Source organism: Methanobrevibacter sp. (assembly GCF_017409525.1).
Lineage (GTDB): Archaea > Methanobacteriota > Methanobacteria > Methanobacteriales > Methanobacteriaceae > Methanocatella.
In genome coordinates this window covers 1-17,360 of sequence record NZ_JAFQSO010000002.1, presented here as the reverse complement: position 1 = coordinate 17,360, position 17,360 = coordinate 1, and the positions used below count along the sequence as shown (strand labels likewise).

General features: G+C 33.8%; 16 protein-coding genes. 9 read left to right on the top strand and 7 right to left on the bottom strand.

Annotated elements, in window-relative coordinates:
- Positions 1-34: 34 nt before the first annotated feature.
- Together IJE64_RS00655 and iorA are read right to left on the bottom strand one after the other, a co-directional pair.
- On the bottom strand, positions 35-619 hold the full coding sequence (locus tag IJE64_RS00655) for an indolepyruvate oxidoreductase subunit beta (RefSeq protein WP_292780580.1): 585 nt from the start codon (positions 617-619) through the stop codon (positions 35-37).
- A 4-nt stretch (positions 620-623) separates the two neighbouring features.
- Positions 624-2,516: an indolepyruvate ferredoxin oxidoreductase subunit alpha gene (gene iorA, locus IJE64_RS00650; protein ID WP_292780578.1), complete on the bottom strand. Its 1,893-nt coding sequence runs from the start codon at positions 2,514-2,516 to the stop codon at positions 624-626.
- A gap of 109 nt (positions 2,517-2,625) precedes the next feature.
- Here iorA and tfrB point away from each other — a divergent pair, with 109 nt between their 5' ends.
- From tfrB to glyS, 5 genes are read left to right on the top strand one after another with little or no spacing between them, the layout of a single operon-like run.
- The gene (gene tfrB / locus IJE64_RS00645) at positions 2,626-4,101 is read left to right on the top strand and encodes a fumarate reductase (CoM/CoB) subunit TfrB (protein ID WP_292780740.1); all 1,476 of its coding nucleotides are present in this window, start codon (positions 2,626-2,628) and stop codon (positions 4,099-4,101) included.
- 12 nt (positions 4,102-4,113) lie between these two features.
- Positions 4,114-5,022, top strand: a complete 909-nt coding sequence (locus IJE64_RS00640) for a TrmJ/YjtD family RNA methyltransferase (protein ID WP_292780576.1) — start codon at positions 4,114-4,116, stop codon at positions 5,020-5,022.
- Positions 5,019-5,849: a DUF362 domain-containing protein gene (locus IJE64_RS00635; protein ID WP_292780573.1), complete on the top strand. Its 831-nt coding sequence runs from the start codon at positions 5,019-5,021 to the stop codon at positions 5,847-5,849. The genes IJE64_RS00640 and IJE64_RS00635 overlap by 4 nt, the downstream gene beginning before the upstream one ends.
- Positions 5,850-5,876: 27 nt before the next feature.
- Positions 5,877-6,461, top strand: coding sequence for a dCTP deaminase (gene dcd / locus IJE64_RS00630; protein ID WP_292780570.1), 585 nt, complete (start codon positions 5,877-5,879; stop codon positions 6,459-6,461).
- 15 nt (positions 6,462-6,476) lie between these two features.
- Positions 6,477-8,171: a glycine--tRNA ligase gene (glyS, locus tag IJE64_RS00625; RefSeq protein WP_292780566.1), complete on the top strand. Its 1,695-nt coding sequence runs from the start codon at positions 6,477-6,479 to the stop codon at positions 8,169-8,171.
- Positions 8,172-8,180: 9 nt separating this feature from the next.
- Here the strand turns inward: glyS and IJE64_RS00620 are convergent, their stop codons facing one another.
- A complete protein-coding gene (locus IJE64_RS00620; protein WP_292780562.1) occupies positions 8,181-8,957 on the bottom strand; it encodes a winged helix-turn-helix domain-containing protein in 777 nt (258 codons plus the stop codon).
- Between the two features lie 187 nt (positions 8,958-9,144).
- Here IJE64_RS00620 and IJE64_RS00615 point away from each other — a divergent pair, with 187 nt between their 5' ends.
- Positions 9,145-9,900, top strand: a complete 756-nt coding sequence (locus IJE64_RS00615) for a TatD family hydrolase (RefSeq protein ID WP_292780560.1) — start codon at positions 9,145-9,147, stop codon at positions 9,898-9,900.
- A 21-nt stretch (positions 9,901-9,921) separates the two neighbouring features.
- Complete coding sequence (locus IJE64_RS00610; RefSeq protein WP_292780557.1) at positions 9,922-10,836, top strand: TDT family transporter; 915 nt, start codon at positions 9,922-9,924, stop codon at positions 10,834-10,836.
- Positions 10,837-10,841: 5 nt separating this feature from the next.
- On the opposite strand, the gene IJE64_RS00605 is transcribed toward IJE64_RS00610, so the two are convergent.
- Together IJE64_RS00605 and IJE64_RS00600 are read right to left on the bottom strand one after the other, a co-directional pair.
- Positions 10,842-11,372: a cell division protein SepF gene (locus tag IJE64_RS00605; RefSeq protein WP_292780554.1), complete on the bottom strand. Its 531-nt coding sequence runs from the start codon at positions 11,370-11,372 to the stop codon at positions 10,842-10,844.
- Positions 11,373-11,377: 5 nt separating this feature from the next.
- A complete protein-coding gene (locus IJE64_RS00600; RefSeq protein ID WP_292780552.1) occupies positions 11,378-12,430 on the bottom strand; it encodes a DUF1611 domain-containing protein in 1,053 nt (350 codons plus the stop codon).
- Positions 12,431-12,635: 205 nt separating this feature from the next.
- Here IJE64_RS00600 and IJE64_RS00595 point away from each other — a divergent pair, with 205 nt between their 5' ends.
- Complete coding sequence (locus tag IJE64_RS00595; protein WP_292780549.1) at positions 12,636-13,580, top strand: 3H domain-containing protein; 945 nt, start codon at positions 12,636-12,638, stop codon at positions 13,578-13,580.
- On the top strand, positions 13,573-14,154 hold the full coding sequence (locus IJE64_RS00590; protein WP_292780546.1) for a ZPR1 zinc finger domain-containing protein: 582 nt from the start codon (positions 13,573-13,575) through the stop codon (positions 14,152-14,154). The genes IJE64_RS00595 and IJE64_RS00590 overlap by 8 nt, the downstream gene beginning before the upstream one ends.
- 8 nt (positions 14,155-14,162) lie before the next feature.
- Here IJE64_RS00590 and IJE64_RS00585 read toward each other — a convergent pair whose 3' ends face one another.
- Entirely contained in the window at positions 14,163-14,597 is a 435-nt protein-coding gene (locus IJE64_RS00585; protein ID WP_292780543.1) for a hypothetical protein, read from the bottom strand.
- Between the two features lie 266 nt (positions 14,598-14,863).
- Positions 14,864-17,360, bottom strand: a 2,497-nt coding sequence (locus IJE64_RS00580) for a DUF11 domain-containing protein (RefSeq protein WP_292780541.1), incomplete at its 5' end; no start/stop codon positions are given.

Sequence of the window (17,360 nt, the reverse complement as noted above, 5' to 3'; positions counted from 1 at the left end):
TACTTAAATTTTTAGTTAAAATACTATTTAAAATTTAACCTTTGATAGAATCGTATCCGCTTTCAATAGCTTTCAGATTCATATCATGGAATTTTGGTTTCAAGTTGTTTTTCATTGCATCAATTACAGACTCTTTTGTTAGTGGAAACTTATCATCAGCAGTGACTGCACCCAAAAGAACCATGTTTAAAGCCAAAACGCTTCCCGCTTCAATAGCCAGTTCAGTTCCATTGATTGGAAGGACATGTTTAAAGTTTTCTTTCAATATTTTAGTAATGTTATCGACATTAGGATATGCCTTATCAGAAGACGAAGGGACAATTGGATGAGTATTATATACAATCTTAGTTTCTGAATTTACCTTATCAAGGCCCCTGATTGTCTCAATTGGTTCAAAAGCAAGCAGCATATCTGCCCCATTATTTGGAATAATTGAAGAGTTATATCCGCCGATTTTTAGTTCCGTGGAAACTGATCCTCCTCGTTGGGACATTCCATGAATTTCACTCATGACAACATCCAAACCCTGATTCATAGCAGCTTCTCCAATTATTGTAGAAGTTTTAATAATTCCTTGGCCCCCTACACCACAAATATAAATACTATAATGATTATCCATTTTCTCACCTACCTGCCTCTAGCGCCCCATATTTACAAACTTGAATGCATACATTACATCCATCACATTGAGATTTATCAACAGTGATTTTACCATTTAGTTTTGAAATAGCCGGACATGCAAGTTCACTTACGCATTTATCACAATTATTACAATTACTTTCAACAAAATTAACTGGCGGTTTTTTAGTTAAACCTTTAATCAATGTACATGGAGCTTTTGAAACAATGACTGCAGTATCCTCTCTTTGGAATGCTTCTTTATAGGTTTTGATTACTTGTTCCAAGTTAAATGGATTTATTACACGTACATAATCGCATCCGCATGCAGCAGCCAGTTTTCTAATTGATATCTCCGGCGCCTCATCACCCATCCCATCAATAGGAATTCCAGGGTTTGGCTGACCTCCAGTCATAGCAGTAATCCTATTATCCAAAACTGTTAAAACAAAGTTATGCTTATTGTGAACCGCATTGATTAACGGTGAAACACCACTATGGAAAAATGTTGAATCTCCAATGAAACTAGCTACCTTTTGATCAGTTGAAACTGAAAATCCGCATCCGTCTCCAACGCTAGAACCCATAGACAATAAATAATCCGCACAGTTATAAGGAGGATTGATACCTAATGTGTAACATCCGATATCTGACGCAAACACCACGTCAGATGCTTTCAAACCTAATTCATCAATTGCCTTATTGATTCCATAATACATTGCTCTGTGAGGGCATCCGGCACATAAAACCGGTGCTCTGTTTGGAATATCTTCTTCAAGCTTTTCTAAACTTGAAGAATACTTAATTAATTCATCATCTTTAAAGTTTAATATCTTATTTAAACCATCACTTACAACATCAGAGTTAAACTCGTGGAAAAGTGGAAAAGTCCCATCCAATTTTCCATGAACAGAAACATTGAGATTTTTAGCTCCAATTGTGGCCAAAACATCCCTTTCAATAATTGGGTCAACTTCCTCAACTATGAATACCTCATCCAAATCATCCAAAAATTCGGCAACCAAATCCTGTGGAAAAGGATAAGAGAACCCCAATTTTAAAACATCAACATCCAAACCATTGAATTTGACAACGTCATGAGCATAGTTATATGCACTACTGGATGATATGAGGCCGTATTTTTTATCACTAGCAAAATCCATTTCAAAGTTATATTCACTTTTATTTGTAATTTCTTCGATTTTATGGATTTTATCCCACAATCTTACATGCATATCTCCCGCAAATGCAGGAACCGGAACATATTTTGAAGGGTCCTTGTTAAAATGACCTCTTTTCCAATGATTTTCATTGTTTGATGAATTATCATTCACATCACCAAATTCAACAACTCCCCTCATGTGGGATACACGAGTGGTTGTTCTTACTATAACAGGCAAGTTAAATTGTTCGGATAAATCAAATGCATATTTAACCATATCTTTAACTTCCTGACAATTGGACGGTTCCAAAATAGGCACATTAGCTAACCTTGCATAATTACGAGTGTCTTGCTCGTTTTGAGATGAAAAAAGTGATGGATCATCTGCAGATAAAATAACCATGCCCCCATTGACACCAGAATATGCAGTTGTCATGAAGGAATCACTAGCTACATTCATACCTACATGCTTCATAAATGTAAATGACCTAAGTCCAGAAGCGGCTGCAGTAGCAGCGACCTCCATTGCGACTTTTTCATTAGTAGAAAATTCAAAATAAATATTGGCTTCTTTAGCCAACAAAGATAATACATTTCCAATTTCTGATGATGGAGTCCCTGGATAAGTGGCTGCAATAGAAACACCAGCTTCTATAACTCCCCTTACAGCAGCTTCATTACCAAGCAAAAATTGCTTATCACCGGCAACTCCCGTAACTAATTCTTTTAAATTCATTATATTTTCCTCAAAAAAATCATTAATACAATATATTATATAATAGTTTGATGTATAAATATGTATATTATAATGGTTTATAAGCTTTTAACAAAATTGGAGGTAAATGATGATTAAAGTTTATGTTTCAAGATTTGATAGAGAAACAGATGAAGAACCTCATTTAGAGTGTTATGAAATTGAAAAAACACCTCACATGAAAGTTCTCGATGCCCTGCAAGCTATTAACGAAAAATATGATGCAGACATTAGTTTTAGAAGTTCTTGTAGAGCTGGCCAGTGCGGATCTTGCGGAATACTATTTAAAGGAAATGGGGCCCTGGCTTGTCAAAAAGAAATAAAGGATGGAGCAATCATTGAACCTCTCAGATTCCCGGTCATTAAAGATTTAATCGTTGACAAATCCAGTATTGAAGCTAAGGTTAAAGATTTAGAGTTATCCCTTCAATGTGACCATGAATGTAGTGAACTTGATAATTCAATTACCAAAGACGAGACAAAAGACACTAAAAATGTTAGAAGCTGTATTGAATGTTATTCCTGCTATTCAACATGCCCTGTTGTAAATATTGCCACAGAAGAATTTGGCGGACCTTACCTAATGAGGTACATACGTAAATTTGAAAGTGACCCTAGAGAAGATTTTGATAGATTAAAAGAAGCATTGGATGAAGGCCTCTATAATTGTACAAGTTGCGGCAAATGTTTAGCAGTCTGTCCAAAAAATATCAATACATTTGGAGATGCAATAGAAAAAATGAGGGCTATTGCGGTTGCAAATGGTTCAGGACCTCTTCCAGAACATGTAGCATTTAGAGAAAATATCCTAAATAGCGGAAGGTCCATAAAAACTGATAAAACATCATTTATTGAAGAGGCAGATAACTATACCGGTTCGAAAGTAGCTTTCTTTACCGGTTGCATGGTTGATTATAAATTCCCTGAAATTGGCCATACTTTAGTTAAAATCCTAAAAGAAAATGGAATTGATATTGACGTTCCTGAAGGGCAGGTCTGTTGTGGCTCCCCACTTTTAAGAACCGGGCAGACCGATATCGTTCAAAATCTCGTTGATAAAAACAAAGAAGTCTTTAAAGATTATGATACAATAATAACTATTTGCTCTGGATGCGGCTCTACTTTGAAGAATAACCACCCGGAATTTGGCTCAAAATTAAATGTAATGGACATCAGTGAATTTTTAGTAGATAAACTTGATGAAAGTAAACTAAAAGAGGTCAATATGACTGTTACCTATCATGACCCTTGCCACTTAGGAAGAGGACAGGGCATTAAAGATGCGCCAAGAGACATTATTGAAAAAATACCCGGCATTGAATTTAAGGAAATGCTATATCCTTGCCAATGCTGTGGCGCCGGTGGAGGAATCAAATCCGGAAAACCAGAAATTGCACTAGAATTATCCCAGTCAAAAGCAAAAATGATTAAAGACACAGGTGCTGATGCCGTGATTACTATCTGTCCATTTTGCCAATTGAACTTACAAGATGGTCTAAACTCAATAGGTTGTGAAGATATTAAATGCATGCATCTATTAGAATTGTTGGATAAAGCTTATGAATAATTATATTAGGAGTTGATTAAAATAGGAGGAGATGCCGCTGTAAGTGAAGAAAAAGTTGTGGAAACCACAACTATGAGTTCACCGGATGCAGAAAAAGAAAGCAAACCCGAAAAGAAATCAACTTCAACAAAAAAAGCAAAATCAACTAAACAATCCCGAGGAGCTGCTAGAGCAAAACTTGCAAGAGAAGAAGAAAAAGAAATCCGTCTTTTTAAAGAAAATATTTACATTATTTTCGTGGAGTGTGAAACCCCTGGAAACATTGGTTTTCTTGCAAGAACAATGGCTAACTTTGGATTGAAAAATTTGGTATTAATCAATCCTCCAACATTAACAAATGAGGCATATTATCAAGCCACTCATGGAAAATACATAGTGGAAAATGCTAAAATATTTCCCACACTTGATGACTTTTATCAATCCCAAAGAATTGATTTTAAAGTTGCTTCTACCGGAATGGCTGGAGGAAGCTATAATTTATCAAGAATTCCAATTAGACCCGAAGAACTTGGCAAATCTATGAATATTTCAAATAAAATTGCAATTTTATTTGGAAGAGAAGGAAACGGACTTACAAATAAAGAAATAGAAGATTGTGATATTTGCGTTTCCATTCCAACTGATCCGACTTATCCAATAATGAATATATCTCATGCGGCAGCAATTATATTCTATGAATTATTTAAAAACAAACATGAATACGGTGTTGAAGGAGTAAATGAGAGTACAGATTTAGAAAAAGAATATTTAATCAAAGACATGGAAGAAATAATTGATTATCTGGATATTCCAGAACATAAGAAAAGAAATGGTCTTAAAACATTCAATAACATCATTTCAAGAGCATTTATAACAGGGCGAGAAGCACATACCTTTAAAGGTATATTGAGAAGATTGAAAAATAAACTTGGTGAACAATGAGACGACCTAGAATTGTAGATTTCAGCAGATTTATCCTTAAGTACATCTTCAATTGGAGATTTAGAATAGCTGAATTTACTAAAAAATCAAAAATCTATAAAAAAATAATCGATTTTGCATTATTTAAAGATGATGAGATTATTGTTGTGCCAAATACTATCCCTATTAATAAAAAAGTCGAATCTGAAGGCTCTGAATTCCTGCCCACTGAAATAATTAAAGAAGTAATTAAACGTAATGATGAAATTGTTATTATGAATTCCTGCCTTTGTAGAACCTCAAATAACTGTCAAGATTATCCTCAAGACCTTGGATGTATTTTCCTTGGACCAACAGCCGCAAAAATTCCAAAACATGTTGGAAAAAAGGCAACAGTGAAAGAAGCTTTAGCGCAAGTGGACAAAGCTGATGCTGCAGGTTTAAGCCATATTATTGGAAGAAATAAAATAGATACCGTTTGGATGAATGTGCACCCTGGAAAAGGACTTCTAACAATCTGTCATTGCTGTCCATGCTGTTGTTTGTGGAAAGTTTATCCTAATTTAGATGATGAAATTAGCGATAAATTAGAAAAACTCGAAGGAGTTACTGTAGAACTTCATGAAGAGAATTGTAAGAAATGTAAAAAGTGCTTAGATGAAGTTTGCATGTTTGATGCGATTTCAATGGAAAACAATAAGATTACAATTGATTATGACATCTGCAAAGGTTGCGGTCTTTGCTCAAATACATGCAAATTTGATGCAATCAGCATCAGTTACACTAAAGAGGCTATTGACAATGTAGTTAATAGACTAGACAATCTAATAGAAATTAAAGAATTATAATACTTATAAACTTACTTGTGTGAAAAAATGGCAATTTTAAGCGATAAAGATATAAAGAAATATTTAAATGAAGGCAAAATAGCGATTGAACCCATTATGGATGAAAAACAAATACAACCATCTTCTGTTGATATGAGATTAGGAGATGAATTTAAAGTATTTAAAGTTATCAGAAAACCATTTATTGATCCTAAAGATGAAGATGACCTTACATCATATATGGAATCAACAACTGTTGAAGAAGGTGAAGCATTCATAATCCATCCTAATGAATTTGCCTTGGCTACTACTTTAGAATATGTAAAACTACCTGCTGATTTGGTTGCAAGAGTTGAAGGTCGTTCAAGTATGGGTAGACTTGGCGTTACAATGCATGTAACCGCAGGATTTATAGACCCTGGTTTTGAAGGAAAAATCACTTTGGAAATATCTAATATCGGTGCAATGCCCGTAGCTCTTTATCCTGGCCAAAGAGTTTGTCAAATTGTTTTCGAAACAATGACAAGCCCATCAGAAATACCTTACGGACATCCGGATAGGAATAGTAAATATATGGGGCAAACCAGCCCGGAAAGTAGTAGAGTAAAACTTGATTATGAATTAAAAAAATAATTGGAGATAATATTTATGAATCATGATAAAATGTCAAATATCAGTGCAAAAAGAGGATTTTTATGGCCATCTTTTGAAATTTATTCAGGAGTATCCGGCTTTACAGATTATGGTCCTCTTGGAGCAAGTTTAAAAAACAATATCATGCAAAAATGGAGAAAACAATATGTTTCTGGTGAAGGATTTTACGAAATTGAAGGCCCAACCGTGATGCCGAAAGAAGTTTTAAAAGCATCAGGACATGTTGACAACTTTACAGACCCGATGTGCAAATGTGAAAACTGTGGAGAAGTTTTTAGAGCGGACCATATTATTGAAGAGGTAATTGGTGAAGATGTAGAGAGTCTTGAAAATGAAGAATTAGACCAAATTGTCATTGACAACAATATCACTTGCCCAGAATGTGGAGGGAAACTATCAAACATTTGGAATTATAATCTGATGTTTAAAACTGAAATTGGTGCTAAAGGAGATAAAGTCGGATACATGAGACCGGAAACAGCACAAGGCATCTTCATTTTATTTAAAAGATTGGAAAGATTTTTCAGAGGAAAACTTCCATTTGGTGCAGTACAGCTTGGAAAAGCATATAGAAATGAAATTTCACCAAGACAAGGAGTCATAAGACTTAGAGAATTCACACAAGCCGAAGCTGAAATATTTTTAAATCCAAAAGATAAAACTCATCCAAAATTCTCACAAATTGAAGAGGTGATTTTGCGCTTAAATTCACAGGAAGTTCAGGAAAAAAACTTAGAACCTTTAGAAATTACTGCACGTGAAGCACTTGATAAAGGAATTGTAGCAAATGAAATGTTAATTTATCAATTGTACCTGGCCCGTAAATTTTTAACTGAAATTGGAATTCCTGAAGATGTTTTAAGGTTTAGACAGCATTTGGCTGGAGAGATGGCTCATTATGCTCTTGATTGTTGGGATGTGGAAGTAAAAACCGACAAATATGGTTGGGTTGAAATTATAGGAATAGCTGATAGAGGCGACTATGACTTAACTTCCCACTCCGAGTACAGTAACGATGAGCTGAATGTGTTTGTTGAATATGATGAACCTAAAATAGTTAAAAAAACTATTGTAAAGCCTAATTTATCCAAATTTGGACCTATATTTAAAGGAGATTCTCCAAAAGTAAAACAGGCTATTGAAACTGCAGACGTTGATGAAATTAAAAAAGCAATAGAAAACGACGGGAAATTTGCAGTTGAATTAGACAAAACTTATGAAGTAACTGAAGATTTGCTCATTTTTGAAGAGGTTGAGGAAAAAATTACCGGAGAAAAAATTACTCCTCATGTAATTGAACCATCTTTCGGTATCGATCGTATAACCTATTCCGTGTTATTGCATTCGTTCTGTGAAACCGAAGAGAAAGATTACTTTAAATTTGACAAATCCGTAGCTCCAGTGCAACTTGGAATTTTCCCTCTCGTAAACAAAGAAGGCCCTCGTGAAATTGCTCAGGAATTAACTGAAAAATTAAGGATGGCAGGGTTTACTGTTGAATACGATGCTGTTGGAACAATAGGAAAAAGATATGCTAGAGCTGATGAAATCGGCATTCCTCTCGCAATAACTGTTGATTTTGAAACACTTGAAGATAATCAAGTAACCATAAGAGACAGGGATACAGAAGCACAGGAGAGAGTGGCAATTTCTGAAATTAACGAATATCTGGAAAAATATTATAAATGAGTTTGAAACTCATTTATTTAACTTTTTAAAATTTTCAAATAGGTTATTTGCCCATTTTATCGAATCATCATTTTTAGAAGCCAACAATCTGTTTTGGTCGAAATAACCATTATCCATAAATAAACCTAAAATCATGACCTGATTTGTGACGATTAACAAAAAGATATTATCCTCTTTAAAAAAGGAAATATTTTTAACTTTAAAGCTTTCATCAAATCTCTCCAATATAGCTTCAGGAACAAACAATTCAACTTCTTTATTTTGAGAAACCAAACTTTCTAAACTATCAAAAAAAGGTTTGTAATAAAAGGGCAATACGCATTTTACATCATCCGCCATTGCCAAACATTTATTAATGAAATTATATGTTTTGTATGCATCGATTCCACTGGATTCAATCAAATTTGCTTTTCCAAGCAAATACAGTTCAGCTACAGATTCATTTGGAATCATGTCAACAACATGACTATCTAAAATATTAAAAAAATCATTTAATAAATCTATAATTCTTTTAAATTCTATCATGTCCTCAATTCTAACTTTTGCAGAATTGGATAAGAAATATTTATTTTGTTCACGATATACAAAACCTTTAAGCTCTAATTCATGCATATTGCTTGAAATTGAGCTATAACTTAAATTTGTACTTTCTGTCAATGCTTTCATATTTTGAGGTATGATAAATAAGGCAGCCAATATTTTAAGCCTTACAAACGAATTTGATACAAATTTTACATCCTCAAAAATAGATTCAAAATTTTTCAGACTTTCTTGATTTTCAAACATTTTAAACCACCTATGTAGTATTACTTATAGTGATATTTTTATTACTAAAAAATATAAAATCTATTAAAGTGAACAACTACACCAAATAACACTTCCAAAAGATTTAAAAAAGATTATAATTATTAAATATTTATTTAAAATATAACTAACAAAAATGAACTTAGATAAATTTTACAGACGTGATTAAATGATTGATACCCACATGCATGCCGACTCAAGAAGCAGTGAAGATTTTGAAAAAATGTATTTAGCAGGAATTGATACAGCCATAACTTGTAGTTTTTATCCATATAAAATCGACAATGAAAGCGTGCTTTTAAATCATCTGAATAGAATTTTAAATTATGATACAAAAAGGGCATCCGAATATGGCCTTGATTTGAAAGTAGCATTGGGAATACATCCTGCAAACACAATCGATAACCCTGAACCAATATATGAAAATCTATACAAATGGATTGAAAATGACTCCATTGTAGCGATTGGAGAAATTGGTCTTGAAGACCTAACTGAAAGTGAAATATCAATCTTTAAAAAACAGCTAGACATTGCAGACGAGACCAATTCAAAAGTGATTATTCACACCCCAAGAAAAAATAAAGAAAAAGTCCTAAAAGAAATTTTAGATATTGTTCCCCAACATTTAGATGAAAAACAAGCAGTTATTGACCATATCAATCCAAACGTTATAAGCGAGGCCATAAATAGTGATTGCATGTTGGGGTTAACTGTTCAGCCCCAAAAAATGGAAAAAGAGGATGCGATAGCTATTTTAGAAGAATATGGTTTTGACAGATTTCTATTAAATAGTGACATCAGTAACAAACCGTCAGATCCCCTTTCTGTTGCAAAGACTATCCGTGAATTAACACGATTAGGATTTGAAAAAAAGGAAATTGAAAAAATTTCCCATAGGAATGCTCAGGAATACTTCGGAATCTAAAAACCCCATTAGGAGCACATGATGAATTTGATTAAAAATATCCCAATACCCATTTGCGGATTGATTCTTGCATTGTTGTCCCTTGGAAATTTAACACAAGACCTCCATCCGTATTTAAGGTACCTGTTTGGAGGCATTGGGACAATACTCCTAATTTTAATAATTATAAAAATCTTTTCTTATCCGAAAAACATTGAAGAGGACTTTAAAAATCCGGTAATTGTAAGCAGTTCCGGAACATTTTCCATGAGTTTGATGATTCTATCTACATATGTCATCCAATTTGACTCGACTTTGGCATATGCACTATGGATATGTGGAATAGCTTTACACATTCTACTGATGTTTTACTTTTCCTACCATTTTATTGCACACAATTTCAATATTTCCGATGTCTATCCCACATACTGGATAGTGTTTGTCGGAATTACAATGTGTGCGATTACATCCAATGTGCATGGAGTGGAAGAAATCGGATTCTTATTTTTCATTGTCGGATTCATAGCAATGATAATCACCCTGCCCCTTGTAATCTATAGATATTTGAAATATCCCAATATCCCTGATGCTAATAAACCATTAATCTGTATCTTTACGGCACTTTTAAGCATATTAATAGTAGGATATCTAAATTCAGCGCAAAACATTTCCAATGAGTTTATAATAATCCTATACTTCTTTGCATGTATTTTCTACATATTCGCCCTATTTAAGCTCATAGAATATAGAAATTTAGATTTCTTCCCCAGTTTTGCGGCATTTACATTCCCATTCGTAATAAGCGCCATTGCAACAAAAGGAGTGGTAAGCAAAATAGGATATGCCACCATATTAAGCCCAATATTAAAAATAGAAATAGCAATAGCTATTATAATCGTGACATATATCTTAATAAGATATTTGAAATTTTTAAAAAAAGTAACAAGTAGAAATTAATCTACTTATCCCTTGTTAATTACTCTTACCTTTTTAGGAGAGACAATAAGCAAATCCTTATCCTCAGTTCTTGCAAGCAATAATGCCTGAGCGCCGAATCTTTCTCTCATCTGTTTAATTTTTTCTCCAGCTAGTTTAAAGTTAGCAGCACTTTCTCTTTCCAAAAAGGATAAATCTAAAATAACAGGATTTTTCTCTTCAATTACTTGATCTATAACGTAATTGATATCATCAATAGTTTTCGGTCTAATTAGAACAATTTCATAAAATGATTGATCCGGAATAATTACCTCATACTCATCATACCCCTCATACTCATCATAAACCGGGGTTGGAGTAGGAGCGGGATTTGGTGTAGGTCTTGAATTTTGCCCGTATTGTTTATTATTATGCTTTTGATGTCCATCATTTTTATTTGAAGAATTTGTCAGATTATTTAACATGTTAGATATATTGGAAAGAGCGCTTTCCTTATTATCGCCAGTTTCATTTTCTTCAAAACCTAAACTTCTTTTTAAATTATCCATAAAACTCATTTCAATTACCCCTCTAAATATTCAAGAATTGCATCTAATAACTTATCAGCACCGTTATTGTAAACATCTTCAGCCGGCAAATTAAACTTGGACTCGAAGTATTCAGGACATAAATCCAAGCTGGCATTTTTAAAGTTGATAGATAAACCAACAACTTTAGTTGGTTCTACAGCTTCAATAGCTTTGATTTCTTCCACAATACCTCTAGGCTCCCTATAAGGATGATTTGGCCTGTGTCCAACAATAACAGCATCCGGAGCGGCACCAATTAAAATTGCTGCAGATAAACCCCTTGGATGAGGATTGCCATTTTCAGTTAAGCTAGATTGACCTTCAATAAAAATAATATCTGGATGTTTGGTTTCTTCAACATATTTGATTGCAGACAATACTGCTGCAGGAACATCCATAGCAGACAAGCTTCCTGCTCTGAAATTAAAATCAGTAGGTTCTTCCAAACCCATTTCATCAGTTGATATGATTGCAGGAGTCAAACCTCTCTGACTACTAGCCACACCAAGCATTTTTGTAGTAGTCCTCTTACCGCACTCTTGAGAAGTGCCTCCAACAAAAATTACTGGAGCTTTAGGATTATAGGATATTTTCGGTAAAACTTCACATGATTTTTCAGGGGCAACTCCAGCTATTTGTTCAACAACATCTAATCTTGGGCCGATGTCTTTAATTACAAGATTTTTTGAATCGGCAAATTTCTTTAATGACAAGTTATCTTCAAGGGATAAAGACCTAAAAGATGTAACAACATTTAAACCAGCGTCAATGGCTTGAACTGCATATTTTAATGCAGAACCTTCAGCACCAATAGGCAACATTATTACAAGTGATTTTGCATCTGGAGCTCCCTCTAAACATTTCTTCAAGCTACCGGAAACAACATGATTGCAAAACTGTTTTCCTTGCTTTCTTTCATCATCATCAATGAAACCTACTGTTTCAACACCATCAAGGTTGGAGAACTTTTCTCCACCTCCGCCACAACCGACAACAATGAATGGATTTAAATCCTGAATTTCTTTAACTGATTTAATTGAATACAATAACTTCACCCCTAATCCTATAATTTATAACTTATAACTAACCATGTAATTTCATTATCCTAATTTTTCAAAAAATTATTTCAAAAAATGATATATAATTAACTATTGATTTTCACATTAATAAAGTATAATGTTTTATGTTATATTATTCAATATATAATTATAAAAATATTTGTGAAAATTCAATTAAATAGGAGAAATTAACATGAGAAAACCTTATGTTATACTAATCGGGAGCGCATCAGGAATTGGAAAATCAACAATCGCTGCCGAACTAGCTAAAACATTGAACATAAAGCATTTGATTGAAAGTGACTTCATCAGAGCGGTTGTCAGAGGAATCATAGGAAAAGAGTATGCTCCCGCACTTCACAGCTCATCTTATGATGCATATAAACATTTAAGAAACAAAAATCGCTATGAAAGCTATAATGAGTTAGTTTCAGCAGGATTCGATGAGCATGCTGCATCTGTTATTCCTGCTTTAGAAAAAGTTATCCAAAGGGCAATTACCGATTATGATGATATAATCATTGAAGGAGTCCATTTGGTTCCGGGATTGATCAATATTGAACAATTCAAAGAATATGCAAACATCTATTTCTTTGTATTGAGTTCCGATGAAGATTCCCATAAGGAGAGGTTCGTGAAAAGGGCAGTTCAAATACATAGGGGTGGAAAACAATTGGATTTCTTTAGAGAAAATAGAATTATCCATGACCATCTCTTAAAGCAGGCCCGTGCAAATGACGTGAACATCATCAATACTGAAACTATCGATAAGACTCTCGATAAAATCCTGGCAATAATCAATAAATCCTGCGCAACAATAAACTTGACCAACAGCGTTGATGAATTGGCCGATGTAATTGACATCATCATCAACCAGAATAATGGAAGTATAGAAAAAATCGTCTACAACATTAAAGGGTTTAAGGAACCGCTGATTAGAAATATCAATGTATCTGATGTTTCTGCTGCCGAAAAGTTTATTAAAAATATTAATGAGGATAAAAATAAAAAAGAATACTTAAATGAGTTATATAACTTATCCGAATACAGGAAGACAACCATCTGCGCTTCCAACCAGGAAAAATTAGATAATATCATAAATGAATTAACCGAAAGAGGATATGTTTTAAATGAATGAAGACCAATTAACTGAAATGATTATAAAATGTCCTGCATGTTCTGTTGAAGGCAAAGCCAAATCGATTATGAAAGAGCTTGAAATACCTCATTTTGGAAAGGTTTTGGAAACAACCATCCAATGCCCATCATGCGGATTCAAACACAGCGACATCATTGCACTTGAACAGAACGACCCTGCAAAATATGTGCTTGAAATAAACAAAAACACATTGACAGTGCGTGTTGTAAGGTCACAATCAGCTACCGTTTCAATACCTGAAATTGGAATTAAAGTAGAGCCTGGTCCAAAGTCAGAGGGATATGTTACTAATGTTGAAGGAATACTCAATCGCTTCGAAGATGCCGTGAAAAAGGCATTGAAATTGTTTGAAGATGACGAATCTCAAAAAAATGCGAAAAACACCCTCAATCAGATTCAAGAACTAAAAAAAGGAAATGGCACCGCTACATTAATTATCCAAGATCCATTCGGACAAAGCAATATCGTAAGTGATAGTGTGAAAATTTTAGAAATTCCCGAAGAGGAATTGCGTGAATTAAAAACAGGTTTTAGCCATATTGAAGATGGTTAGGAAGAGAATTATTCTTCTTCCTCTTCATCATCATTTGCTGAAAAACTGGCAAATGAATCCTCTTCAACAACATCTTTTAATTTTAAAGTTTTTTGAACATCCATAGCTAAAGCGTTACAATCTGCTTTGATAGCTTCTAAGTGTAATAATATTCTTTCTTTTTCTTGATTGATTCTTTCGATGTTGGTGTATGGGTAAGTAGATTCTTTAAGCATTTCATATTCGATTGTGGTGTATGGATAATCGTTTAATTGTTTACATACGTTTTTTAAGACATCGCCTAAGAACTTATTCATTTCTACTTTTACTCTTTCCCTAATCATCTTGTCATCATCAAGATTTTCTTTCATTAAACGTACAACTTCAGCTTTAGCGAAAGGTAATTTTTCTTCGTCTTCATCAAGATATTCTTCAGAAGTTTCAATCATTTCTTCGTCAGACATAATTACACCTCATTTAATTAATTAAGAATATTGATTTATGCTTCAAATTTTAAAAAAAATCATGAATACATCAATATCTACTAATACATTTATCAGAACTTTTATTTAAAGGTATTGATTAAATTGTAAAAATGGGGCTTTATTTGGCAAGTTATAGACACAACTATAAAAATAATTTGTCGTGAAATTAATAATTTTGATAGTTACAAAATTTGAAAAAACTGTTTTAAAAAAATAAAAAATAGTAGCTTAAAAGCTACTTTAAATCATCTTTTCTTTAAGATATCGCTAGTACAAAATGTACCCATCAAAAGCACAATTAAAATCAGAACCACGGCAAATGGATTGCCTGACCTGTAGTTTTCTAAAATAATAGAAGAAAACTTCCCTAATGGATCATTTTCAATTGTCTTATTGTTTTTAGGATAATTATGCTTATGTGAATCATTGATGATGTTTACCAAAACAGTATCATCGTTGTTGCTCAAATCAGGGTCATAATTATCACTAGTAACGGAAACATTATTTCTAGCAGAACCTGATTTTTTAGCTATTGCATTAATTTTTAGGAATGCTGATTCGCCTACATCCAATAAATCCAATGACCAAACATCATTCAATTTATTGAAATTGCCAGCACTAACCTTAAATGATTGCATCATTAAGGAATCATCCATAATTTCATTGACTTCAATATTTTCAGCCACATCCGGACCGTTATTGGATAACTTTATTGAATATCTAACCATATTCCCTACTGAATACGTATATTTGGAAACTGTTTTTGTAATGGACAAATCACTTGCCGGAGGTACAAAAAGGTATTCCTCACAGTCATTATTATACAAATCAGGGTCAGTCTCATCACCCCAGACTTCAGCGACATTGGTGAACTTACCGGTTGAGGTGATTTTGCATACAATATCCAATCTTCTGGATTCACCGTTTTTTAGATTGCCGATTTCCCATATTGAATCGAAATATTCTCCATCTCCAGTTACGCTAACAACAGTTAAACCATCAGGAATGACATCTCTTGCAAAGACATTTGTTGCATCATTTGGCCCATAATTGAAAACCATCAATGTCCATTTAACCAAATCCAAATAATTTGCTTGAGGCTCATCAATGAATTTTATTATGCCCAAATCGGCAACAGGATTTATGGTAATTGATGCATCATCCCTATTATTTGATTTGTTCCAATCGTATTGAGATGGGATTACCTCTGCAATGTTTTCAACATCATTCAATGTCTTAACCAGGCAACGTAGAGTGAGATATTCGCTGGCGCCATTTTCCAAATTAGGAATATACCAGATATTCTCACCAAAACTTCCAGCACTGACAATGGACTCTATCAGTTCCAAACCATCAGGCATCCTGTCAACTACAGTAACATCAAATGCGTCATCAGGACCATTATTAGTGACTACAATATGCCACTCGACAATATCTCCAAAATCAGGGAATGAATTATCAACTGTTTTAGCAATTGCAAGGTCACATGAAGTAGGTACAAAAACAGATGCATTGTCGGCATTATTTGATAAATCCGGATCGTATTCCTTTCCGGTGATTCCAACAATGTTTGTCAATGTTCCTGTCTTGTTTACTTGGCATATTAATTCCAATGATTGACTATCCCCATTTTCAATGCAGCATACCGACCACATTCCATTGTCATAAACTCCTTTTGTTGCAGTATAGTTAAGTAAAATTAAACCATCCGGCAAGATATCATCGACTATGACTTCAGTGGCCTTATCCGGTCCATTATTATATGCAATTACTGTCCATTTCACTAGTTGGAGGTACTCTACTGAAGTAGAATTGACGAATTTGACAACAGATAGATCAGATGCTTTTGAAACGTTGATTGTTTCATTATCCTGATTATTTGACATGTTGTAATCAAATTCATTGCCTGAAACAGAAACATTATTTGTAAATAGACCAGTTGCATTGACTTTGGTAATTATCTCTAAGGTTTTTGTTTCCCCTTTATTTATAGTTCCAACATTCCAGATTCCAGTGGCGGCATCATATTTATCTAATGAATTATCGCTAATCCAAATCAATGATTTTGGAAGCAAATCGTTTACTACAACACCATTTGCAGAATCAGGACCCCTGTTGAAAACTGAAATAGCCCATTTTACCAAATCACCGAAGTTAGGCTTGGATTGATTAACTACTTTACTGACTACCAAATCAGTTGCGGGCTTAACAAGAATTGATGCATTGGCTTTGTTATTGGATAAATCCTGATCAAACTCATTACCACTGACACTAGCAACATTAACAAAGCTACCAGTGATATTGACCTTAGTATAAATATCCACAGTTACTGTTCTTCCAACAGCCAGATTACCAATTTCAATCTCATTATTAACCAAAGGCATAGTGGAATTCAAATAAACAAAACCCCTAGGCAAAGCATCATAAACCTTAACACCAGTAGCAGCATCAGGACCATTATTAGTAACAATTAGAGTCCACTTAACTACATCCAAGTAATTCACAATGCTTTTATCGACTAACTTTGAGATTGCTAAATCGCTTGCCGGCTTAACCATTATGCTTTTAGAGTCAAAATTATTTGTTTCATCATAGTCGTATTCATTTCCTGAAACAGATACCTCATTTTCAATCAAACCGGTTGCATTAACTCTACAGGTAATATCTAAACTGACGCTTGCCCCCTTATTTAAGTTGCCAATAGTCCAAACACCAGTATCCCTATTATAATTACCACTGGAT